This window comes from Nonlabens xiamenensis (assembly GCF_003865345.1).
Classification (GTDB): Bacteria; Bacteroidota; Bacteroidia; order Flavobacteriales; family Flavobacteriaceae; genus Nonlabens; species Nonlabens xiamenensis.
On the sequence record NZ_RMVE01000006.1, the window covers coordinates 139,531 to 166,527 of the forward strand.

Genomic DNA, 26,997 nt, shown 5'->3' on the forward strand with positions numbered 1-26,997 from the left:
ATATGTCTAGAGTCAACGTTTCTGACAGAGTTGAGCAACAACTCCCTGATTTTATCAAGCAGGAAGATCGTCAGTTAGTCAAACTACTACAACAATACTACAAGTCACAGGAGAAAGTCGGAAGACCATTCGACATTCTTAACAACATACTCGATTATCTTGACATTGACACTTATCAGTCAAATGTCTTAACATCTGAGACAACTGTGCTACAGGCGATCGGTCTTAACGATACCGAGATCGTCGTAGAGGATATTGACGGTTATCAAGAGCGTAATGGTAGTATCAAGGTTGATAATGAGATCTTTTACTATGAGACAGTAACTAGAGGTCCTGACGCCATTATGACGCCAGGTATTTCACCTTCAGAATTTAAAAAGAAAGAGCAAGCACTAGAAAATCCATATACCCTATTTGATGGAGTCCGCACTTCATTCCCACTTAAGTTTCAAGGCACTCCTGTAACTCCTGCGTCTGTAGATCACCTTGTAGTTACTGCATATAACCAGACTCTACGTCCTACCATTGATTATACTGTCAATGGCACAAACATCATCTTTACAACTCCTCCTAGAGCACCCTCTGGTGGAGATGATCAAAGTTTTACACAAATTAAGTATCTGATTGGTTTTGCTGATAAAACCATCGTTACTATGGATCCTATTCCTGTTAGTGAATGGGAAGGCACCAAATATTATCCTCTAAGAGTAAATGGTCAACCATATACTCCTATTTCTGACGTCTCTCTAGTTGTAAACCGCACAGGACAACTACAGAGACCTTTTGAGCAGTTTAATGTTTATCAAGATACTCTAGTTGCTAAATTTGCACTTGGTAGTGCTGATACTCTTCATATTAGAGCGATTGAGTTTGTGCCTGCCTCATTTGGTAGTGGTGCAACTGCAGTTTGTAATGTACTTGAGAATCAGATTGATAATATCTTAGTAAAAGATGGTGGAAAGGGATATAGACTTGATTTTGCTCCTAGAGTAAACATTCAGACTGCTACTACTGGTGAATATGCTACTGCACACAGTTTGGTTGCAGGTATTAAAGATATTCAGTTGATTTCTGGTGGTCAGGGTTATACATCTTACAACCCACCCATTCCCTTAGTCACTCCTCCTACAAATCCTAACGGTAGACAAGCAAAGGTTGCTCTGACAGTCAATGACACCACTGGAATGGTGGATACAGTCAGAATTACTGATTCTGGATCTGGATATGACTTTGTGCCAGTCATTACCTTCAATAATCCTGGCGGTGCAGAGATTAGTGACGCAACTATCGATACTGAAGGTAGACTTAACGTAGATAGCATCTTAGTTACTAAAGCAGGACTGAATTATGCTAACCCTCCTGCCATTTACATTGATCCTGCTCCTGAGGGTGGTATCAACGCTATTGCTGAGTGCTCACTAACTCCTGAGGGTGGTGTTTTAGCGGTTACTATCGTTAATAGAGGTCGTGGGTATACAACTGCACCAAGATGTAGAGTAATCGACCCTGTAGGGGCACAGGTGCTTGATGTGACGGTATCTAGCGGTGCTGTGACAGATATCGAATTGTTGACAGGTGGTAGAGGTTATACCGACGCTCCTTCTGTTTATATTGTTGATGATCGTAAGGATGCATACGGTGATCCTATTGGAGGCACAGGTGCAACTGCTGTTGCGACTATTTTTAACGGTGAGTTAACAGATATCAATATTACCAACTTCGGTACTGGATATTCTGAAACAGAGCCCCCTAAGATTTACATTGCTGAGCCTCTTGCAGCAAAAGCATCTGTAAACGTAGGATATGACCAAGTTACTGGTTTTGTAATCGAAGAGCGTGGTAGAAACTACGTCCCTAGTGCTTTTAACGGTATTGTCCGTGGTGTTTCCAACGTTGTTGAATTTGATGAGTATGGAAACCAAATTTATGCAAAAGAAGAGCAACTTTCAAGCAGTACACACCCAGTAGGGTCTATTGTCCATAATCTTGACTCTATTTTCATCTATCAGTTATTTGAAAAGTTTAGAAAGCAATATTTGCCCACTATTCAACTTGATCCGTCAAAAGTTAACCCTGTTAACGTAATTAAGAATATCAGGGACTTCTATCTTGCAAAAGGTACTGCACTAGGTGCAAAATACCTCTTCAAGGTGCTTTTCGGTGAAGAGATTGAAGTATCATACCCTAAAGAGCAGATCATCTCCCCATCTGCTGCTACATGGGTCGTAGACACCATTCTAAGGACACAAGTAGTGTCTGGTGACCCTGCTAACCTAATTGATGCAGAAGTTATTCAATATGCCGACGAAGTTGACCAAAATATCAAATATGCATCAGCATTAGTTGAAAATGCGATTTCTATCATCAAAGGTGAAGATACAATTTATGAATTGGTAATTTCTGAAGAAACACTAGTTGGCACCTTCAAGATTCCATACAAAACACGTCTAGTTGAGCCATTAGACACTGTTGACCAAATTGTAACTGTTGACTCTACTATTGGATGGCCTGAGAGAAACGGCACCTTCTTTATTGGCGATAATGAGGAAGTCCAGTATAAAGAGAAGTCACTTAACCAATTTATTGAATGTACTCGATCAAATAACGGTATTGTTGAAGATTGGGATCCTGGCACAATCATTACTTCCAATATCTTCATATACGCTAATAAAGACACTGCTAATGAAGTCAAAATGCGTGTTTTGGGTATTGCCGAAGCAGGAAGCACTGTGCTCGACGATACTGGATCATATTACCTACCTGGCGATAAATTAAAGGTTGCATCACTTGGATCCGACTCTGTTGGAGAGCAAAGACTAGAATCTTGGTTTTACAACGTTAAAAAACTTATTAAGGTCTCTGCAATCGATCCTGGCGGTGCATCACAAGTTGCAACCGTAACAACCGAAGAACCTCACGGATTATTGGTTGAAGACACCGTTACAGTGTATGGTGCAAACCCAGTTGTCTTTAACGGCACATTCCAAGTATCTTCTCGTATTGACGAGTTTACTTTCTCATATAGAGTTGCTACACCGACTGATATCATTCCAGTTGGTAATATCCTTCTTTCAGTCGATCTTAACAGAGGTAAGTCCACTGAAATCCCAATTAACAATGTTGTAACCGAATTTACAACTAATATTCAGAATTCCTTCTTCAACGCTGATTATGTCTATGTTGCAGCGTCTGGTCTTCCAAACTACAAGATAGGACCTTTCATTGGGTCTGCATTGATACCTGGCAACCAAAGAAAACTTATTAGAGTCCCTAGAGTCGTAAATACCGTTTCTGAGAGACAAGAGATTGCTGCTAATAGTGCAATCGGTGCTTGGGTAAATGGTGTCTCTATTTGGTGCTATAAGTCAAGAGAGTCAGTCCTTTTCGGTCCTCTGACTGGTATTGTCGTTTCTACTGCAGGACAAAACTATGATGCAGGATCACCACCCGAAGTCCTTATTGAAGGTGGTGGTGGATCTGGTGCAACTGCTAATGTTACAGTTAACGGTAGTGTTGATTCATTTGAAGTAACAAACAGTGGATCTGGTTATACATCATCACCTTTGATCTCTATCGTTGGTGGTGGTGGATCTGGTGCATCTGCAAGTGCTGTTGTTACTAATGGTAATATTACTCGTATCTTGGTAAGCAATCCTGGCAGTGGTTTCACATCACAACCATCTATCACTATTACTGGTGGTGGCGGTAGTGGTGCTGCAGCAACTGCTAATATCAGAGGTCCTATCTCTGCTGTTACACTTACATCTGGTGGATCTGGTTATACATCTCTACCAAAGATATCTGTTACATCTGGTGAGGGTGCACTAGCACAACCCATCGTATTGAATGGTAGAATCGTTTCTATCGCTATTATTAACTCTGGTCGTCGTTATACCACTGCACCTAAGGTAATCATCAATGGTGATGGTTTTGGTGCTGTTGCTAAAGCAAGTATTGCAACTACTGGTGAAGACAAGGGTAAAGTTATTGGTATCGAGATTCTTAACAGAGGTATCAACTATCGTCAAGGCACAACCAGTGTTAGACTAGAAGCAGTCGGTGAGTTTGCAACATTCACTGCAGAAGTATTTGAGTGGAATAAAAACTTTGAATATGACCTTGCATCCAAGTATGACATTGCAAGAGGTTATGTATTCACTGGTCTTAACAACCAGTATGGTGGTGAGTATGCACACGTTTCTGACCCTAAAGAGCTACGTTATGTGGTTGGTGACAACGTATTCCTTAATCAAGAGACAAATCAATTCCAAGAGATCTCCCAGAACTTCCAACACTCTCCAATCTTGGGATGGGCATATGATGGTAACCCAATCTACGGTCCTTATGGATATGCAAATCCAACTGACCAAAATAGCGGTGTAAGAAGACTTCGCACATCATATCGTCTAAAACCAGAGATTGTAGAAGATCCACTTACCAATCCTAATCCTAGCAGGACAGACGGTCCTCTACTTGCAGATTATCCTGCAGGATCATTTGTGCCTGATTATGAGTATGTTTTCCAAGCAGGTGACTTAGATCAGTATAACGGTCGTTTCTGTAAGACTCCTGAGTATCCTGACGGCACATATGCATACTTCATCACTATTGATGCATCTGATAGAGGTAATCCAGAATTCCCATACATTATGGGTCCTGCGTTTAACTCACTGCCTGATGAGTGGAATTTAAGTCAGGGTGCAGTCCAAGAGAATATTCCTGCTGATGTTGTTAGATATCGTGTCCCATATGAGAATGTGGACATTGATGTTGAGCGTCAACCCAACCAAGAAGCAGATGTCCTTACAACAGAGATTGAAGGATATCCTATTATCTTTGAGATTCAAGATAGCAATAATGATGGTTTAATTGATGCTAATGAGCAACAAGAGATTCTACAACTACAAGAAGAGCCTACTCTACAAATTTACGATTACTTCCCTCAAGTCTCACTTGAGTCTAAAGTTGACATCGATGTAGAGACTGTTACTCAGTTTGAGACTGCACAGATTGATGGATTCGTTATTGAGAATCCTGGCAGATCTTATCAGGTAAATGATACTGTATTCTTTGATAATGAGAGCACTGGTGGATTTGGTGCTTCTGCTATTATTGATAGCATCAAAGGTGTTGCTATTACTGCATACACCAAAGAAATTATTGGTGATAGACCTTATGGTGTTATTACAACTAGTGAGAATCATGACCTGATTCAAGGTGATGAAGTTATTGTTAACTCTACTCCTATTCTTGCAAATACAAATAAAGAGTATGTTGTAAAAGTTGTAGACGGTATCGAGTCAGTTACAGTCGATCAAGTAGGTATTGGTTATAATGCAAACATTCCACCTGTATATGAGTTAGTTGATGCATCTGGTGGTATTGACGCTGAGTTTACTATTAACTTAGATGCTGCAGGTGTTGCTGATTCCTTTGCGATCGTAAACTCTGGTAATGGATATGATACTGCTAATCCTCCACAAATCAGAGTAACACATCCTCAATCATTTACTAAGACACGTTATTGGTTGTCTGAGTATTTGAATGACAGTGGTAATATTGAAGTATTCGATAGTATCATTACTAATAATAGAGACTACTATGTTTGTGGATCTCTAGTAGAAGATTTAGATGGTGACCAAGTTGGTTTCCTTGCTAAGTTTAACGACAATGGTGAAGTGCAGTGGGTAAGGACATTGCTTCCAAACAATGCAGGCACTAAGAAACTTGAATTTACTTGCCTCTATGTCGATGACTCACAAGAAAACGACGCCATTTATGTTGGTGGCCAAACATATGACCCATCAAACGCCAATTATAATCCAGATGTCTGGTTTGGTAAATATATCTCTGAGAGAGATAATGCCAACAATCCTACAGGCACACTGAAGTGGCAGAAGTCTATTGCAGGTATATCTGGTGGACAACGTAGAGATTATATTACTGACATCTACTTAGATGAGAATAACAATATTTACATTGTTGGTTATACTGATACTCAAGCAATCGATGCTAATGATATTTGGATTATTCAATCTAATAATGATGGTGATCTTAAAGAGAAGCGTAAGATTTCTTCTCCAAATGGTGATGAGGACATTACACAAATTAGATGGATTGCAAATAGTCAATTCTTCTTCACTGGTGTAAACCAAACTCAAGATAATTTAATTTACGGCACATTCTCATATGATGGATCTAACATCAATGTAGACTACGTTAAGCAAGTTCCTGCTCTTGGTGGTTATGTAAGAAGTCCAAAATTCATGATTGACGAATACAGAGATGTATTCATTCTTTGGGATGTCTATAATAATGCAAATGGTAAGTTTGAGAAAATTCAACTTGGTAAACTTGCTTTAGACACTGCAAACTCAACACAAGCAGATGCACAAGGTAATCAGGTGCAAGTGCCTTGGTTGTGGCGTAAAACACTGACACCTCAAGGTAACTATGTTTCTATCAAAAATACAGGTCTACATGTTGATGTATTCGGTGACGTTGTTGTTACTGCTGCTATTGATTATGACGAAGATAGAAAAGTCAATATCGTATCTTCACTCAAGTATGATGGCACAATTAAAGCAGAATCTCTAATTGAAACTACTGACTCTGTTGGTCAGGTTGGTAAGTCATCTGTTGTTGATAATTCTGGTGATATTATTACTTTTGCTGAAAGATTGATTCCTAATCAACTTGCAGTCTATAGATTTGATAATAGTGCTGATTTAGACTATGACACAACTAAACAGACTATATCTACTCTTACAATTCAAACACCTGCTGATGCTACTGTAGATACTGGTTATTACAAGTTTGGCAGTGGATCACTTAAATTCCAAGCACCAAACCGTGCTACTGCATCTGGTCTAGCATGGGAAGGTCAAAACTGGACTACTGCAGCATGGTTTAGTATGAATACCACTGCATATGCTGCAGGTAATACTCCACACTTCTTTGACACTGTTGAAGTAAATGGCAGCTCTGGTGTTTCTGTATACCTTATGGGTATCTCATCTGATCCCAACTTCGGTAAAATCATTCTTGAAGTAAATGGCAGTGTAGTTGCTTCTTCTACCGAAACTACTTACTGGGGCAATTTTGCTGCTGCAGCATGGCACCATATTGCACTTGTTAAAGAAAATACTGGATCAGGTGTTTGGGAAATCAATGTTTACTACGATGGCAACCTTGCAGTCACATATCAAACTCTAATTGACGTTAATATGGCGTCTGTTGGATTAGGTGGCACTGATCCTTCTGTAGCAGCTAAAGCATTTATTGGACATATTGACGATTGGATTATATCTAAACTTGATGAGTATGAGTCAACATTTGCAACTCCTCTAGTTAAATTCCCATTGTCACATGAAAGAAGTGACATGGTTGCTGTTAAGATCGATAAAGCACATACTTCTGGAAGAGGCACATATGCTCTAACTACACCTACCAACTACGATAATCTTACTATCAGTGAGTGGACAACTGGCACATGGTCTGATGCAGGTCTTCCTGCTATTGACCAGTGGGATGTTGGTGCAGGTGGTCTACAACTACTTGACTTCTCTGATACTCCTAGTGTCTACACCCCAGTCCAGACATATACATGGACTAACAATAAAGAGAATATTGCATCTAAGTCTTCTACAATTCCTGTTAAGAATGGTAAGAAGATGTTTGTTACTGCAAATGTCGTCCCCAAATTCTACATTAAGGATGCAAACTATAGCAAGATTGACAACGTTTATGAGTTGACACTTAACCAAGATGTTAAGTTTACTAAGGGTGCAATCCTTCAGCAATACAATGCTCTTGGTGTTGTCCAAGCATACGGCACCATTGTAGGTGTCCCAGAAGGCACTACAACTAATCCTGGTCTAGGAAACAAGTATAAGATTGGTAAGATCTTCGGCACTATCAACACTACTGATCTTCTTAGATCTACAGAGGCAACAGATATCAACGAGATGCCTGGTAAGTTTGTTGGTATTGAGGCAGAAAACCTTTGGGTAACTGCAACTTCATATGCTACTGGTGATAGAGTTTACTATGCACAGAAGATATACGAAGCACAGGCAGGTGGCACATCAGGTGTAACACCTCCAACACATACAACTGGTGCAGTATCTGACGGTGCTATCACTTGGGTGTTTATCAGGAATGCAGGTGAGTTTAACATTGACATTCAAGAAGAGCCATATCCTACACCTCAATATAGAGATCTCGACATGGAGCGTTGGGATTCTGGCATTCTATATCCTGTTGGATATCAAGTTTATTGGAAGCGTAACATATATGAAGTAACGATTGCAGGTACATCTGGCGTCACTGCTCCCGTCCATACAACTGGCACAGCATCTGATGGTGGTGTTACATGGGAATGGAAATCTACAGAGTTGGCATTGTCTGACTACGCTAGATTCCAACCATATGATGATAGAGGTCAGTATTCTGTTAAGATTCTTAAAACACAACCTGCATCTTCTTACATACCTGGCGATGTTATTGCAATTAACTCTAGTAACATTGTCATCGATGATGATGGAAATGATGCATACAAGATTGTTAAGGTTACTGGATTCCCATCAGTTAAAGAGGTTGAGTTAACTTGTGTCCTTAAGAAAGATATTAAGAAGACTAGCGAAGCAAGATCAGATCTTGTTTATGCAACATCTGTTACACCTCACAACTTCAGAGCAAACGATATTATCTTTACTGAAGGATTTACGACTACTGAATATAACGGATCATTCTTTATCAGTGAAGTATTTGGTAGTAGAGAATATGTCTTTGCATTGAGGACAACTGCTGCAGGTGATCCTCTATTCGTACAAGGAGCAATCTCTAGCGTTAAGATATATGCTAAGCATCCATCACTAACCTTTATCAGAAATCATCAATACGTCTTTGACGTTGGTGATGCATCTAACTTCGGTTACTATCTGTCATTTGCACAGGATAACCAGTATAAGTTGGAATATTCCTTTAACAATATTACTCGTGTTGGCACACCAGGTGTGCAGGCAGAAGGTCTACGTCCATACGTTAAATTCTCTGCTATAGGTAACGTAACAAATATTTCTTACTACTTTGATCCATCTAGGGTTGGAGCAAACTCACCTGTTGGTGATAACTCCTTTGTTGATGTTATCAAGACTCCTTATGATGGCACATTTAGAATTTCTCAGGTTGTTAATAACACTGAATTCAAATTCCCACTATTACTTGAGCCAGAGACAACATCTGCAGAAGTCCAAGATGATGAGTTTGGTAATCCATTCTCCTACTACTCAACCACATCTGTTAAGGCAATCGGACCTATTAACACTATTAAACTAGTGTCTGCAGGTGGATTCTATCAGAAACTTCCTGTTATCTCTGACATTGCATCATTCAGACAGATTGAGCGTATCACCATCATTGATGGAGGTACAGAATATCAACCTGGCGTTTACTATAACGTGCCTATCGATGGAGATGGTGAGGGTGGTCTAGCAACTCTTACTGTTACTCTCGACGAGGAAATTGGATCTGGCACAATCACATCTGCTACTGTATCTGATGCAGGTAAAGGTTATACAACTGCATCCATAGACGTTGATGCCATCACTGGTATCTTAGGACCTACTCTTGCAGGATCTGGTGCTGCTCTAGACGTTGTAATTCCTGCTGAAGGTGAAGGTGCATCTGTATTCTTGACTGGTAAGAATATTGGTAAGATTAAGAGACTTAAGAATAACGAATTTGGTTTTGGATACTCTCATGACTATACTCTACGTCCTGAGATTACATTCCCTGTTAACCTTCAACTATTCAATACTTCAATCCTAACTGAAATTAAGATTACAAATCCAGGTTCTGGTTATACCTCTGCTCCTGCAGTTGTAATTGAAGGTGGTGGTGGATCAGGTGCTGAGGCAGAGGCGGTTATCAAAAACAATCGTCTTAATGAGATCATCATCAAGAATCCAGGTCAAGGATATTCATCTGAGCCTGTTGTAACTCTGAAATCAGAATTCAACTATGTTGTTAACTTAGACCTTAACTATCTACAGTTTAACTTCCCACATGGTATCACAACTGGTGCTGCTATTCAGTTGCGTGCTGATGATGTTGGATCTACAACTGGTATTCTACCAAAACCAAGTAGTGCAGGTTTGACTACTTTGGTTGCAGGTCAAACTTATTATGCTATTGCTGATCAGTTAGAGTCTGATCAATTACGTTTCGGTCTAACACTACAGGCTGCACAATCTGGTGACTTTATTACCTTCCTAACTCAAGGTGAAGGACGACAAACTCTCTTGACCGAGGTGTTTGGAGGTACTGCTGATGCTGTTGTTGCAACTTCTAGATTCTTAGAAGGTGAGAAAGTATATCAAGGTAACTCTCCCGAGCAAGCAACTGCAGAAGGTTTTGTTTCTACTAACACTGGTTGGCAGATCGGTCCTAAGATTCTTAAGATTGTTGATTACACAGGTAACTTTGTCCAAGGTGAAAAAGTATCAGGTGAGGTTTCTAAAGCATCAGGTGTTATTGACAACTTGAGCATTGCTCGTGGTGTATTGAATATTGACTCAATTACACAGACACCTGGTAGATTTATTGATGACATTGGTAAACCATCTGAGATTGTCCAGAAGATTCAAGATAGTTTCTTCTATCAGTCATTCTCTTATGTTATTACATCTGAGATTCCTATCACAAGATGGAAGAAGCAAGTATTAGATAACAACCACCCAACTGGATTTAAGATGTTTGGTCAGTTACAACTGACTGGTGGAAAGGACGTATCTGGTAGAAAGGTTGGCACAGAATTTATTAAAGAAGTTAATATTAATGAGTATACTAACGTAAACCAGATTACATCATTCGGTGCTGCTGAGCCAGTATATACTGACTATAACAATACAGAGGTGCTATTCAGAAATAGAAGATTGACCTCATCTGAGGAAATCTTGACTTCTATTGTTAAGAAGATTGATGATATCTCTGGTGAATTTGACGGATTGCAGAAATCATTCCCAATCACTGTTGAAGGTGAAGGTGTAATTGTTAAGGGTAACCAGTTAGCGGTTACATTGAATGGTGTTATTCAAGCACCTGGCACTGCATATCAAATTGTTGGTAATCAGATTGTATTTGCTGAGCCACCTAAAGCAGCATCTCAGGTCAGATATAGAAGCGTTAGATTTGCAACAGTTCCTGTTTATAGAATCGCCCTACAAAATCCACAGGGTATTTTCCCTGAGATGGGTCAACAAGTAAATGGTGAATCTTCAGATGCATATGCAACTGTCGTTGACTCTGGGACTTTCCACATTGACGTAATTAATATTACCGACGGACCTTTCACAGTCAGTGAGATTATTAAGAGATCTAACCTCTTCACTGCTATTGTAGATTCTGTTACTCTACTCAATACTGAAAACCTCTTCAAATTCCAAGAGACTATCACTAACTTTGAAGGTGATATCGCAATTATTGAAGAGACAAACCTCGATGCACAAGGTAATGCAACCGATGAATTACTCTTAAGTAAGACTTCAGGTACTGCGAGATTTGAAACTGGTATCTTTGATATCAGACTAAACGAATATATCTACTCAAGTAAATCTAAGATTGTTGCTCAGATTACATTCATTAGTCCATATCTTGATCCTAATACTGGTCAACCTGTTGATACTCTAATCATTAACAAGGGATCTACATTCTTTGGTCTTATCTACGAAAGACTTGTTGCTATTCAGAATCCTAACGTTATTCTGGATGACATTTCACAGTCTTCTATTACACCTGTCAAATTGTATGATCCTAGTGCAAGAATCAACGAAGACTTCCTAGACTTTGAAGAAGTTAGAAGCACTGAGATTGAATACGATAATCTTTCTAGTGGCACATTTGCAAAAGGTGATGCTCTTAGAAATAAAGCAATTTTCTATGCAAACCTTGTAGGTAATGCAGGTAATAGAAAGAATGACGGTGCAAGAAGTATCCGTAGAAACAAGCAAGAGATTATCGATAGAGCAGAGCGTTATGTTGCTGTAGAGCATCCTGACTTCTACTATCCTGGCGACGTCCAAACAAATACAACCTCAAGATTCAGAGATGCATATCGCATGATCTGGAAGAATATTGAGGCAATCAAACTAAGAGCATACGATTTACAGAAAACACAGTTTACTGGCACCTCAGCAGGAGATAAAGATGCATACATTGCTGACGTTATGTTATGGTTGGAATGTATTGCTCTTGACATCCACTCAGGTGGTAACCAGTATTCACTGAAATGGATTAACGAATACTTCTCCGACGCTGCAACTTTCTCCTACGATAGGGCACAGGCCGAATTGATCTATATCGTTGAGCAAGCGAAAGATCTAGTGATGGCAGCGATTACAAACCAGTTGACTGGCGTATTCAGTGCAGTCAATTCTAACGATGAAGCAACTTATTATGCAGACCTCTCAATCACAGCAGACCCCTCACCAGGATCTCCGTACGCGACTCCAGGCAGCAATACAGATAACGCTACTGTTGATAATTGTAGCGACGTGCAGTCTGCAATTAATACTATCTGGACTTGGCAAAACGAAGCACTCACAGCAGGAAACTTAAATGATATTCCTTCTGAGATTGAGCCTACAACATCTATCGGACAAGAAAAATGCCGTCGTGATTTAGGACTCTTTATTGAGGCAATCGCTGACGATTTGGCATCAGGTGGTGAATTCCAATCTCAAAACTTTGCAGAGCAATATTTTGACTCTACTGGTAACTTTATCCTTAATGGATTCTATGGTGAAGTTGCTGAGTCTCAAACTGCAATATTGAAAGCAAGAGATACAATGTATTATGCTATCAATAACTTGCTCTTCATTAAGGATATTGGTAACGAAGGATATAACTTAAACGATCCTATAACTTACGGTGGATCTGCTCCTGCACATACTTACGATCCTAACTACTCTTCTGGTAATGCTCAGAGTTTGTCTAACTGTGCTGACGTGCAGCAGAATATCAGATTCTTAACTGATATTATTATCCACTCTGTTACTGCAGAAAATACACATAACCTTACAGGTGCTATATCTTACTCATCTGAAGGCACAGGTGGTCCTAAGATTACTGGTCTATTTGCTGATCCAGTATCACAGGGTAATCTTAAGATTGATGGATCAAACCTTCTTCTTAATAACAAAGAATTTATTGCTGCAGAAGCACTTCACGTTTATAAGACTGCTAATCCAGGATTTACTCCTCACCAAACTGACGCTGATTGCATAGACGACATTAAAGATGTAATTGAAGCTATTGCTTACGATCTTAAGTATGGTGGTAATAGTAGAGTATATGATGCTGCAACTTATGCTATTGCATACGATGATTCTCCTACAACTGCATCTCAGATAAACGGTATCTTTGCTCAAGTGCAAAATATTGCACACGATATCATCGATAATGGTAGTCAAACATTTACAGTTGCTAACGTAAACAACAGCAGCAGGACATTTGATGTCACTGTCCCAACTGTCACACTGGATGCAGGTGACGCATTGACATATGTTGGTAACGGTAAGATGGTTGTGGCACCTCCACAATTTACACCATCTGGTGCTACTTACGATCCTGTAACTGGTGATCTAGTCCTTACTATCGGATCTCATAGTATCACTGCAGGTAGAATGGTTTCTATCGCTGCAAATAGTTTGACCTTTACTTGCACGATGGATGGAAATAGTAGTCAGAAGACTTATCCTCGTGCATCAGATCCTTATTATAATGTCCCTCTAGAAGTTAAATCTGTTGTTGCAAACACATCAATTACAGTTAACGTTGGTGCATCTCCATTAATTAATTTCACTCCTACAGCTGTTAGTTACAACCCTGCTAGTGGTGTGATGATAATGACTATTGGTGAGCACAAATTAGAGGCAGGCACACATATCAAGATTGCTCAAGAATCTCTAATCTTTAGATGCTCTCAGGATAACTATCAAACTGATCATGCTTATCCTAGGACAACTGACCCATACTTTAACACTTCTATTGAGATTCTCTCAGCAACATCAACTACTATCACTGTAAACGTTGGTGCTGCAACTGCACAAGGTCAGTATGATCACATCTTCCAGAGTGCAACATTTGGTGCTGTTATCACAGGTGGTAACTATACTCATACATTCATAAGTGCTTCTTCTAATGCAGTTACTTTAGATGCTACTGCTGATATTGCGAATGCAACCTATGACGTTGCAGGAGGCACACTCTCTATTACTCTTGCTGAAGATTATACACCTACTCTCAGTAACGGAGACACTGTAAGACTTCATTACTTACACTTTGTGTCTAAGACATTTGATGACTACTTCTATCCTAGAGTTGCAGTAACAGGTAACCATGGTAAGAGACAGTGGTTTGATCAAGATCTTACACCTTACAACCTTAATACTGGCGGATGTGCGACTGTTGTATCTGCATACACAACACTACAAAGTGTGTATACAACAGCATATACCAATAACAACATGGCACATGCCACTCGCACTGCTCCTACCGAAAGGACTATCACTGACGGTGGATACACTGCGGGCGAGACACTTCGTGTTTCTAAGTATGCATATAAAGATCCTTCTAGAGGTCTATTCCTACCTGGCGAAAATCTTAAAGGTGTTACAACTAAAGCATCTGCACCAATCAAGGGATCTAACTCTGGTCTTAAATGGATCTACAGTGGCACAGCAACTGGCACATTTAGCATCGGTGAATTTGTAACCAACTCTACTCTGGTTAACACTGCATGCACCATTGATGATATTACAATTCTTTCTTCCTTATCTAATAGCACCAAATCTATAAGAATACCTAATACTGGTAGTATCATCCAACCTGCAAGAAACGACTTCAAGTTTAGCACTGGTGATTTCACCATCGAAATGAGAATTCGTCTAGATGCAGTATCTGGCACTCAAACCTTATTTGATATGCGTAGACCTCAAGCAACTGCTAGTGGTCTGAATGCAGAAGTTAATGGTAGTGGTAACGTGCTTATTAAGAATGGATCTTCTACCTTAATAACGTCAACCAATACTCTTATTGCACAGAGGTGGCATCACATCGCTGTTGTAAGAGAGTCAGCTGTCACTTCGCTGTATATCGATGGCATACAACAAACAACATACAGTGATACAAACGACTACCCCTATGCAAGATTTGGTCTTGGTAAGGATGTCGCTAATAGTCAGCAGTTGGTCGGCAACCTCGATAACCTCATTGTCCGAAAGGGCACTGCTGATTATACTGGTGCGACAATTACTCCTTCCTCTGATCCAGATTTCACTAGAGATGGGATTGTATTTGGTCTTAACGCCGAGGCTCCGTTTGTGGTATCTACGACGGAGACATATGCTACCCTGACTGGCATAACTCTATCCTCTTCTACACTTAAGTCTATTGACTACCTCAACAAACGTATCACAATCGAGGAAGTTGATCTGGGTAGAGAAATTTACAGGGATGCTGCAGATATAATTGATATTAACCGTGATTGGATTGCTGAGGAAGCAGTCGGTATCATGCAAGCATTCTTCCCAGACTTTACAATACCTGGCGATACTTACGGAGCAGGTGGCACAATGAGTGGCACAAACGTTTGTATTCGTGACACAAGAGATTATATATTACCTGCTATTGTCAAGGATTTGAGAGAAGGTGGTAACTACAACGTTATCGTTACTGCTCGTTTCTACCGCACAAGAGGTGGTGAGATCGAGTATATCGGTCAAGAGTTACTACAAACTTTATATGCATGGCGTGAAGTTGTAAAACTTTGTAAGTATGTCATTAACACTAGTGACGTTGGACTTACAGGCACATACACAACTAAACTTCGTGTCCCACATTCACTCAGTGGCACAACTCAAGTAGAGTCACAATTAGATGTTTTAGGTGATTATATTGCTGATGTCCTTGCTCCTACTGGACATAGATTTAGAGATGCAGGTGCACTTATCTGGAAAAACCGCGATTATATCGCTGAGGAGGCAGTTGGATATATCAAGAATCTTTACACCAAGACTATCAACGGCAACCCTGTTGAATTCTTGACAATTCCTAATGAGAGTAAGTGCATTCGTGATCTTAAGGATCATGTCTTGCCTGCTGTCATTGGTGACATCATTATGGGTGGTAATGCTGAAACTCAGAAGGTAATTGATAGTTACCTTAACAGCGACAATGAAATTCTCTATATCACTGATGAATTGCAACCAATGCTTGATGCAATCAAGTATACAGAAATGCTTGCATTGAAAGCAGCGAATAACATGTTGCTCTCACCAGGCGAAACTGCTGCTGCCGTTGGTGCTACTGCAACACATCAAGACGAATATTACACTCCAATCTATACATCTAGAAGCTCTTATAGAGATCTTACAATTACATACGATCCTAAGCAGTTTGATCAATTAAGAACTGGAGCAAACAAATACTTCGATGCTGCAGATGCAATCGAAACAAATGCAAGAGTGATTGCTAAAGAAGCAGTCTCTACGATGAATGACTTGTCATACTTCGGATCATTCACTGTCCCAACTGGTAACCCTGTTGATTGTGAAGATGATGTTGTTGATGTATTGAAAGGTGTTGCACATGACTTACGTCATGGTGGTAACTCTGAGATCTTTAGGATTGGTAAACTTTATGTAAGATCTGACGGTGGTCTCAAGCACGTCGAAGGTGAAGAGAAAGCAACTAAGACTGTATTTAAGATTGCTAGAGACATGGCAATCCTTACCATGAGAAATGGATTTGGTCGCGATACATTACCTGGTCACAATGAGGTAACCTTCCAATCTGAGAGTTACGAGCGTAATGGTGCATCTAATAATAGAATCTATGGTGCTCGTGCTATTGAAAGAAACATTAGATTTATTGCAGAAGAGGCAGTCCGTCGTGGATTAGATCAGTATCCTTCATTGAATATTAATGGTGGATCTAGTGCATTGTGGACTAAGGAGTTTACTCCTACTGATGTGCTTTACAATTCTACCAACGGTAAGATGGAAGTCACCATTGGTAAGCATGATATACAAAGAGGCGATACTATCAGAATTACTCCTCTAGGTATCACCTTAAGATGCTCTCAGGATAACTATGCAACTGATCATCCATATCCTAGGACAACTGATCCTTTCTATGAAAAGAATATTCTTGTTGAGGATATCTCACAAACAACTATTACTGTAAACGTCGGAGCGTCACCACAAGGTCAGCAGTATACTCACCAATTCCAGAGTGCACTTGCAGGATCTATTAAGTGGGGAGATCAATTCGGTGGTCAGAAGAATACACCTGATGCTATCACCTATAACTCATCTACTGGTGACATGGTGATGACATTCAACAATCTTGATCATGTATTCAACGTTGGCAATCGTTTGATGATTGCTCCTAACTCACTGACATTTACTTGTGATCAGGATAACAATGCATCTAACCATTCATATCCTAGGACAACCGATCCTTACTATGGTAAAACTGTCGGTGTAACTGCTGTTGGCACAAGCACTCAGACACCAACAGGAGCAACCTATGATCCTCAGACTGGTATTTTAAATATCACTGCTAATGGTCACGGTCTTGTAACTGGAAACCGAGTAAAAATTGCTACTGACGGTATTACATTTACATGCACACAAGATGGAAACAACTCAAACCATGCATACCCAAGGAGCACCGACCCTGCAAATAACAAGTGGTTACTTGTTACTAAAATTGATGATGACACAATCAGTGTTAACGTTTATCCTTCTCAAGTTGGTCAGCAATACGCACATACCTTCGTTTCTGCATCATCTGGTGCCCTTATTAAACAGTCTGGCACTGTAACAGTTAACGTTGGTGCATCTCCTGCAGGTCAACAATATAACCATACATTTGTAAGTGCTACACATGAATGTATCACTGCAGCAGGATCTATTGATTGTGTCCATGACGTCGCTGATATTCTTCATTGGGCAACATTCAACCTAGAGTATGGTGGAGACAACATGGTTGCACTTGGTGCAGGATTCTATGTTGAGAATGGTGTTATCCAACACATTCAAGGTGTTATCAACGAGACAACTTGGATTACAAATACTGCTAGAGATATTGCTAAGCAAATCTATCAAGGCACTACACCTTCTAGACATGCTACTAACGGTGCTGAGTTTACTCCTCTTGCTGATATTGAAGACAAATGGGTCAATAATACTGGATCAATATCTGCTGTAAATGACGCTGATGTAGATGATGAATTTGAGAGACTTGTAAGCATCGTTACTGACACCATCAATGATCCTGATGGTAACGATAACTCCACATATCCTAATAGCATTAGTGGCACATTTGAGCCATCACTGCCAAACATATGGCCAGCAAAATATGGTGGAGATATTCCACTCAGAGATCTTTCTGTCACATTTGATAATCAGACAGGGACTGATAGCAACGGATTTAGAATATGGAATCAAACATGTCCTGATCAAAGATCTGCAATCAATACTTTGATGGCAATTCTTGAGGGTGGTATTGATGCTGCTGTTGCAGGTAATGGTAACACATACTATGGCACAACTGTTACTGAGACTGCTCCTACTGCAAGTGCCACAAATGAATACAACTTCGGCACATGTTATGACGTTAGAAATGGAATTAGAGACAAGTATGAAGTCCTTCTGAAGACTCTTGGTGCAGGCACCAACTCTAATATGATGGCAGCGTCGATGATTCTATTCAACAAACCTGCTATTAAGAAGAGAGCATTTGATCAAACTGTAACCTTCTATCCTTCATATGCAGGAGATGCAGACTTTGCTGATCAAATAATTCATGCTGTAATCTACGACCTCATTACAGGTGGTAACGGTGAAGCATTTGATTCTATCAGTAACTGGTTTGACGGTGACGGTAACATGATCGTTTACCAAGGAATTGTTAGGACTCACCTCATCTATCACATGACTCGTGTTAGAGAATATTGTAAGTCAATCATATATGCTCCTGACGGTGCAGGTTGGATTCCATACATTGCAGATCCTGGTCTTTACATTCCACCTCTTCGTGTTGAGTGGGATCAAGAGGCAACAGAATTCAATATGGATTCTAGTTTCAACGTCTTTGAGTTTGCTCTTGAGCAATCTAAATTCTCTACTGAGGCGAAGACTACATGGATTGCTAATACTGACGTCCACAACAGACATAACGCATACAACGAAGGATTTGATTGGAATACCGATCCTGCTCTTGTATCTCTTACTCCTACAGTCCGTGCAGGATATGATAGAAAAGAATACAGAGTTAGAATCTACCGTGCTAACTTCTTCAGACGTGGTGATGTTGTCCAATACATCCCTGCATCTGGCACGACATTAGTTGGTGCTAACCAATCAATGTATAAGATCTTGAATGCTGAAGCAACATTCTTCGAGATTGGTGCTGTGGCAACTCACGATGGTAGATTTAGACCTCTCATCTTTGACGACACTTCAAATTCATCTCATATCTTCCAAGTCCTTGTTAGATCTGGTATTAATAGAGTAACTACAACATACGGTAATCCTGATGTTGAAACTCCATACTCAGGTGGATTCCTTGATGCTGACGTCCTTTACGGCACAACATCTGATGTGTTTGCTGAGATTGGATCACAGTCCTTCAACCAAGCATCCATTAGAGAAACATACTTATACGTTAGACTTAACAATCCTTCTGATGTTGGTGTATCTAAACTACAGAATGGCGAGCGTATATTCAAGTCTGGTGATGCAACTGCAATCGGTAAGGCATTACAAGTTAACTACAACGCAGGAAATACAGAAATTATTCTTAGGATAACTGAGAAGCAAGGACCTAACTGGGCAGTTGGTGACACACTTATTGGTGAGGATAGTGCTGCAACTGCAGACGTTACTGCTATAACTGATCGTCTGCTCCTAAACGTTGATCTTGGTAACTACGCTGTTGGAGATAAGATCTTTAAGAAGGCAGATAACACTGAAGCAGACATCGTATTCTACGATAACAAGTCTGGTGCAATCATCGGTAATGATGGTGGTCGTGTTGTTATGGATGTTGAAACTATCCAATCTGGATGGGATACCAACGATATTATCTACGGTAGTCTTACTGATTACATCCTTGATGTTAAGGGTATCTATCAACCTGGCGGTGTTGCAGAGGTTAACGATATTATCCACGGCACAGAGATTATTGAATTGGATCTTGGTAGTCTATTCATCGAGGCAGGTCTTGCTGCTACCTTTGAAGAAGGAGATGAAGTATACATGCTCCAAGGCACAGTTATTAAGAATCCTGGTTTGAAAGGATATGTAACTAAGTATCAAGAGCCAGATGCAACAGCAACTCCTCCTGTCCCACACAAACTCTGGATTGGTAATATCCAACCAGAAGGCACAGGTGCTCCTGTATCTGAATTTACAAACGCAGGTATATTCATAGGTAAGTTTGATATCTCTACAAACTTCCCTGTTATCTACTCTAACGTAATTGCAGTAAGCAACCCACAGTATACTTCATACGCTAAGATCGCTAAGATTGAGCAGCAAGGTATTACTGCAAGAATATGGGTTGAGGAAGCAGTTGGTGAATTCTATGACAACATGACCATTAAAGGTGATGATGGATGGGGTGCTGCTATATCTGATGCAAGGACATTGGTTGGACGTGTTGATCGTTACTTCAGAGGATTTGACGGTGTGCAGCAAAACTTCTCACTATCTGTTGAGAATGGAGAAGCATACTTCCCAGATCCTGCAGGACACATGCTCATCTTTGTTAACGGTATTCTACAACCACCAGGTGCTGTTAACGCATACACTGCATTCTCTGATCAGATTCAGTTTACTGAGCCACCTGAGATTGGATCTGAGTTTATCGGATACTACGTTGGTAAACTAAGACAACTTGATGATATTGGATTTGAGTTTGATTCATTGAGATCTTCCTTCAACTTGAAGTTAGACGGAATCTTCTACTCCTTGACTCTAACTGAAGGTGTATCTTCTGCAACGATCCTACCAGAAAACAACATTCTTGTTTCTCTCAACGGTATCATACAGGAGCCAGGCGTAGCATACGAGATTGTTGGATCTAGAATTATCTTCGCTGAAGTCCCAAGAGCAGGAGCAACATTCGTTGGATTCTCTTACATTGGATCTGATGCTGACGTTATCTCAGCAACTGTTGTCCCACCAATCGAAGCGGGTGACTCATTAGAAATCGAGGGTGAAGAATTCCCAAGAGAAGTTGCTCTAATTGAATCTTCTAACTCCTTGATTACATTTGAATATACAGGATCAGTTAAGGGTAGAAGTGCAGAAGCACTAGCAAACATCACTAGTGGTCAGATTGTCGCTGCTACAATTACTAATCCTGGCGATGGTTATACCTCTAAACCTAACGTTGAGGTTATCTCCTCTACTGGTTTCGACGCAAGATTGGTGCCTATGATGGGTATCCAGAGGATCGACGTAAGGACACCTGGCGTTGGATATCAATTACCTCTAGTCGCTGCTGAGACAACTGTTGAGGATGACTTCGTAACACCATCAGGATCACCTGTTAACGGTGGATTTGATATCTATGCAGGCGAGGGTATTGATAATCAAGGTAACCCAATCGTTGTAGAAGATGGTTTAATCAGAATTGTAATCTCTCCTGTTAACGTTACAGTTAACCAAGGTCAGACTGCAGCATTTACTGTGGTTGCTGAGTTTGTAAGAGCATCCGATCAAGCGATAAATACTACTACACTAAACTACCAGTGGCAGAAGAAAGACTACGGCACACAAGTCTGGTCAAACATCATTGGTGGTAACCAAGCAACATTCAACACAGGTAACTCAACTCAACAAGATGATGGTGATGAATACAGAGTTGCAATAACAGCAGCAGGTGCAACACCTGTCTACAGTTTCTCTGCAATCCTGTCTGTCCAGATCGGCACCACAGTGATCTCTAACTTCAACCCTGCTGATATCTTTGACGACGCATGACCGCTACAGCATCCTACGACTCAGGCACGAAAATACTTGCCGTAACTGGTGACGGACTTCCCGATCCAGTTGGTTACGGCACTTTTCCTAACCTAAACAATCCCAACTCAGTAACTGAGCAGGCATTTAGTCACTCGTTTACTTACCGTGGTGGTGAGTTTGGTGTGCAGAGGACTTTTGATGATAACACTTATTTTCAAAGTGGATTTGTTATCTCTATCAATATTTCACTTAACGACAATGGGTTATTTTCTTCCCAAACTATTACTCCTGGCGATCATCTATTCTTTATCTTCAGTGATGGTAGAAAACAACGATTTATATTTAGAGGGACAACATTTACATCCATTGCAGGGGAATGCTGGCTCGCTACAGACCAAAGATTAGATCTTATTGTTGCAGACTCACAAACAATACCAACAGGCACATACACATATTACGATCAAAGAAATGGAAGAATAGAAACACCACTTGGTGCTATTGGTATTGCTGCTAATGGTGTTGTATTTTTCAATCCTAGTGCAGGGACAGGAGGAAACCCCCCTGTTGGATTTAACTGGAATGCACATTATGAAAACTCACCTGTAGATTTTGGAGATGACTCTTGTGGAGGACATCCAGAAAACACAGGACAATATCACTATCATGATAGTCATTTTATAGATTGTTATAAGGCAAATTCTGCCATGGCAAACTATAACGATTATTTTGGTAGCAGTCAGTTTAACGGTGACAACATGCGTCATCCTGACGGACATTCAAAAATCCTAGGATACTGTTTTGATGGTTTCCCTATTTACGGTCCTTATGCATACGACGTGCCCTTTACAGCATCACAAACAACTAGACATATGACATCTAGTTATAGGACAAGAAATATTGAAGTGGAGAATAGACCTGATTATGGCACCACAGCACAAAACCCTCCTGCAGGATCACTGATACAGGACTGGGAATATGTTGATGGTGTAGGTGATTTGGATATGCACAATGGAAGATTCTGTGTAACACCAGAGTTTCCAAATGGGACTTATGCATACTTTATCTCTATAGATGCAGAAGGTGATCCTACCTTCCCTTATATGGTTGGATCATTTAGTAGAGAGAGTTTAGATGCACCTGCTAATAACGGAGCAGCAGCACCTCCTCCACCTCCTACAGGAGATGGTGGTGCACCACCTGTTACACCTACGTTGCAGATTACTGCTCAACCTCAGAGCTCTACTGCAGCAGTCAACACAACTGTTACATTTACAGTCCAAGCACAGGTGTCACCAATACCTGGACCTATCTCATATCAGTGGTATAGATCAACTGATAATGGATTTGCATACGCTGCAGTTACTGGAGCTACAAGTAATTCCTTGTCATTCACTGCATTGGGTTACATGTCCAACTACAAATATAAGGTTGAGTTACGAGGACCTGCACCCGCAAACAATGCAAGTAACTCACCATTGATGTCTTCTGTTGCAACACTAACAGTAACAGGACTAGGCGGTGGACAAGGTGATACTGACTTCTCATCTACCGCAGTGAAGTATGACACTACGACAGTTACATATGATGCGACCTAAATAACACTGTAGAAAACTACCTGCCATGGCTAAGCAAAATCTAAACGTTGGATCATCAGCGAATGACGGCACAGGTGATACCCTGAGAGATGGTGCTATCAAATTGAATAGCGTCATTGATGAGTTGTATACCAACCTAGGAAATGATACCAACTTACAAGTTAATATCGGAGCACCTGTAAACGATCAAGTGTTGCGATGGACTGGCACGGCATTTACTGAGGCACATCTCGACTCATTGAGTGCTGATCTTAATGTAAAAGCATATAAAATTATTTCTGAGAATAACGAGAATATTGTTATTGAGCCTAATGGTACTGGAGATCTACAATTTAAGGCAGGTAGTCAAGGTGCAGCAAAGGTTTATATTGATGGTGCAGATGGATATTTGAAGTGGGAGGCTGCGTATCCTTTATTGACTGATCTTCCCGATGCTGCTGCACATCACGGTATGTTTGCACATGTGCACGATACAGGTAAAGCATATTTCTCACATGCAGGATGGAATCAACTTTTAGACGTCAATGATGGTATTTCTATCTTAACTGATGTAGACACAACTGTTAATGGAGGACCTTCTGACGGTCAGGTATTAAAGTGGAATGACACATCTTCAAAATGGGAGCCTGCTAATGATGAGTCAGCAACAGGTGGTGGCGGTGGCACAACACAAAACCTATTTGAAACTATTACAGGTGATACTGGCACAACCACAGCGTCTGCTGCAAATGACACATTTAATATTGTAGGTGGCACAAACATCTCTACTGCATTGGTTGGAGATACAATTACAATCACCATGACAGGTGCACTTGGTGATCCTGATCAAAATCTATTTGAAACGTTTGGTGCTGACAATGGTAGCACAACTGCAACAGTAACTACTGACACTCTTAACTTCTTAGGTGGTAGTGGTATTAGCACTAACCTCAATGCAGGTGCTATTACTATCACTAACGATTCACCTAACATTGTGCAAAATGTATTGCAATCTGTATCAGGTGACAGTGGAAGTTATACTGCAGTCGCAGCTAACTCTGGAATCACTATTGCAGGTGGCACAGGTATTACCACTGCAGTTAGTGCAAATACTTTAACAATTACAAACACTGCATCCTTCCCATCAGCAAATGAAAATGACAACCTTGTATATGACGGTAGTCAATTCATTGCAACAGAATCACCAACCATTAGTTTTAGGATCACTAGCGATCTTTCTAACGGTTATAGATTTGACGGTGGTGGTGCCCCTTCTAACACAAATAATCCAACAATATATGTCTATCGTGGATTCACCTATAGATTCAACAATACTACTGGTGGAGGTCACCCATTCGCTCTCAGGCAGAGCAATGGTGGATCTGCTGTTACCGACGGTGTAAGTGGATCACAATCAGGTATCCAATTCTGGACAGTGCCTCAAACTCTTAGTGCAGGCACAACTTATGTTTATCAGTGCACCATTCATGGTGGCATGGTAGGTAATCTCGTAGTGGTCTAATGGCAAGAACAGTTCCTGGCTCTGGTGCAATTATTCAGCCTGAATTCAACAGTGTGTTTGGAGTCAGGGCGATTGCTGTTGTCGATGGCGGGGACGGTTATGATGCAAACGATCCACCAAAGTTAACTGTCCAAAACTGTGGCACCCCTTTGAGGGAAGCAGTATTAAGACCTATAATCCAAGATAATAGAATACTTGCTGTTGAGATCTTAGATCCTGGCGAAGGATATGACCCTCTACGTTTAAAGATTGATTCAACAGATGAAGGTAGTCTTGGTGCAAGAGGCAAAGTTTTTTTAAATGAGACTGGTGGAATAGACTATATCCAGATGACAACTCTGGGTGATAATTATTTTGACGGCACTAGTGCTGTTATTGAGGGTGGCGGTGGATCTGGATCAGAATTAGTCCCTGTCACTGGTGGTGTAACAGGTCTAGTGATTACACGAGAAGGTAGAAACTATGACCTTAATGATGCTAACGTTGTTATTTCTGGTGGTGGCGGTGGTGATGGTGCGACAGGTACTGTTACACCTAACCAATTTGGTAAAGTTACATCTATTACCCTAACAAATCAGGGTGAATTCTTTGAGACTGCACCTATTGTGCAGATCATTGGTGGTGGAGGAAAAGGTGCTGCAGCAAATGCAAGCATTGACCTTGGTGCTATTACCAGTATAGATCTTACTAACAAAGGTAATGGATATACTAATAGTCCTAAAGTCATATTTGCTAGAGATACCAATCTCATTCGTAAACAACGCAACAGGCAAAGTCTTAATAGTGTTGTTTATAATCTTACTGGTCTCATTTCAGATGTGGCACCTAGTGATAGCACCATTAATGTTGAGACTACGGCAGCGTATCCTGGCTCAGGTAAATTCTTGGTTGGGAAGGAAATCGTCAGATACACTGGTAAAACAGCAACCTCCTTTACTGGACTCGACAGGGGTATCAACTTTAGATTTGATCAGAAAGTTATTCTTGACAATCTACAAGACGATGCTAATGGAGTTTCGCAGTATTCGTTTGAGGTTACCGACCAAGTAAAACGTTTTGTTGCTAGTGCTACTAGTAGGGTTGCCATTGTCTACGACTGGGATCCTGTTGCACATGCTCTGTATCTAACCTTTGAGGTTGACGAGTTAGCATTTATTGATGGTGGTAATTCATCTGATAAGACTGCATCAATTCAATTCGTTGCAGGTAGTGCACAATCTAGTGGCACAGGTGTATCACCACACGTCATTATTGATAGTGCAGGTAACGACATTGTTACTTTTACAGATCCGTTATCAGCAATCCTAAACAAAGCGTTTGAGGATGATGATGAATTAGACGGAGTAGGTGACGGTATTATTGACCTCGTAAATACTGGCACAGAATTTGAGAATGATATCAACCTAGACGGTGGTATCGCATCATCTAAATATGGTATTGAGGAAGAATTAGGTGGACAGAATATCACCTTATTCCAAGCTGCAGACAAGTTATACGACGGAAATAGCGTGCCTCAGCTTGCAACAGTTGTTACCGCAGGTGTTTTGGGTGATGGAGACACCCACCAATCCTTCGGTGCAATCTCTGTAAGAAATAGAAATGCAACAGCATACTCTCTCAATGAGACTGTAACTGGTCAATCAACTGGTGTTACTGCAACGTTTAAGGGCATTACAGCAGGTGAGAGAGATGGTGAATTCATTTTAAACGTTGAATCTATAACTGCATCAAACACAAATAATAAGTTTAGTGCGGGCGAAACCATACAAGGTCAAGGATCAGGTGCAACAGGCACACATATCTTTACTGAGTATACAACCAGAGTCCGAAATGAGGACGATTAAAAACTCCATAAATAAAG

Annotated in this window: 4 protein-coding genes; all 4 read left to right on the plus strand. The window is 40.5% G+C overall.

Annotation, left to right across the window (positions count from 1 at the left end; all coding sequences use genetic code 11):
* The first annotated feature begins 2 nt into the window (after positions 1-2).
* Genes EGM47_RS15335 through EGM47_RS15350 form a run of 4 tightly spaced genes read left to right on the plus strand, consistent with a single transcriptional unit; the run spans position 3 to position 26,980 of the window.
* Positions 3-22,058 carry a YHYH protein gene (locus EGM47_RS15335; RefSeq protein WP_124981707.1) on the plus strand — a complete coding sequence of 7,352 codons (22,056 nt, stop codon included), beginning with the start codon at positions 3-5 and terminating at the stop codon, positions 22,056-22,058.
* Positions 22,055-23,635: a YHYH protein gene (locus tag EGM47_RS15340; RefSeq protein WP_124981708.1), complete on the plus strand. Its 1,581-nt coding sequence runs from the start codon at positions 22,055-22,057 to the stop codon at positions 23,633-23,635. Before EGM47_RS15335 ends, EGM47_RS15340 begins: the two co-directional genes overlap by 4 nt.
* A gap of 25 nt (positions 23,636-23,660) precedes the next feature.
* Positions 23,661-25,136 carry a hypothetical protein gene (locus tag EGM47_RS15345; protein WP_124981709.1) on the plus strand — a complete coding sequence of 492 codons (1,476 nt, stop codon included), beginning with the start codon at positions 23,661-23,663 and terminating at the stop codon, positions 25,134-25,136.
* On the plus strand, positions 25,136-26,980 hold the full coding sequence (locus tag EGM47_RS15350) for a hypothetical protein (protein WP_124981710.1): 1,845 nt from the start codon (positions 25,136-25,138) through the stop codon (positions 26,978-26,980). The genes EGM47_RS15345 and EGM47_RS15350 overlap by 1 nt, the downstream gene beginning before the upstream one ends.
* The last annotated feature ends 17 nt before the right edge of the window (positions 26,981-26,997 follow it).

Excerpts from the sequence above, each read along its gene's own strand:
- EGM47_RS15335 (WP_124981707.1), top strand. The coding sequence starts at position 3 with ATGTCTAGAGTCAACGTTTCTGACAGAGTTGAGCAACAACTCCCTGAT.
- EGM47_RS15340 (WP_124981708.1), top strand. The coding sequence starts at position 22,055 with ATGACCGCTACAGCATCCTACGACTCAGGCACGAAAATACTTGCCGTA.
- EGM47_RS15345 (WP_124981709.1), top strand. The coding sequence starts at position 23,661 with ATGGCTAAGCAAAATCTAAACGTTGGATCATCAGCGAATGACGGCACA.
- EGM47_RS15350 (WP_124981710.1), top strand. The coding sequence starts at position 25,136 with ATGGCAAGAACAGTTCCTGGCTCTGGTGCAATTATTCAGCCTGAATTC.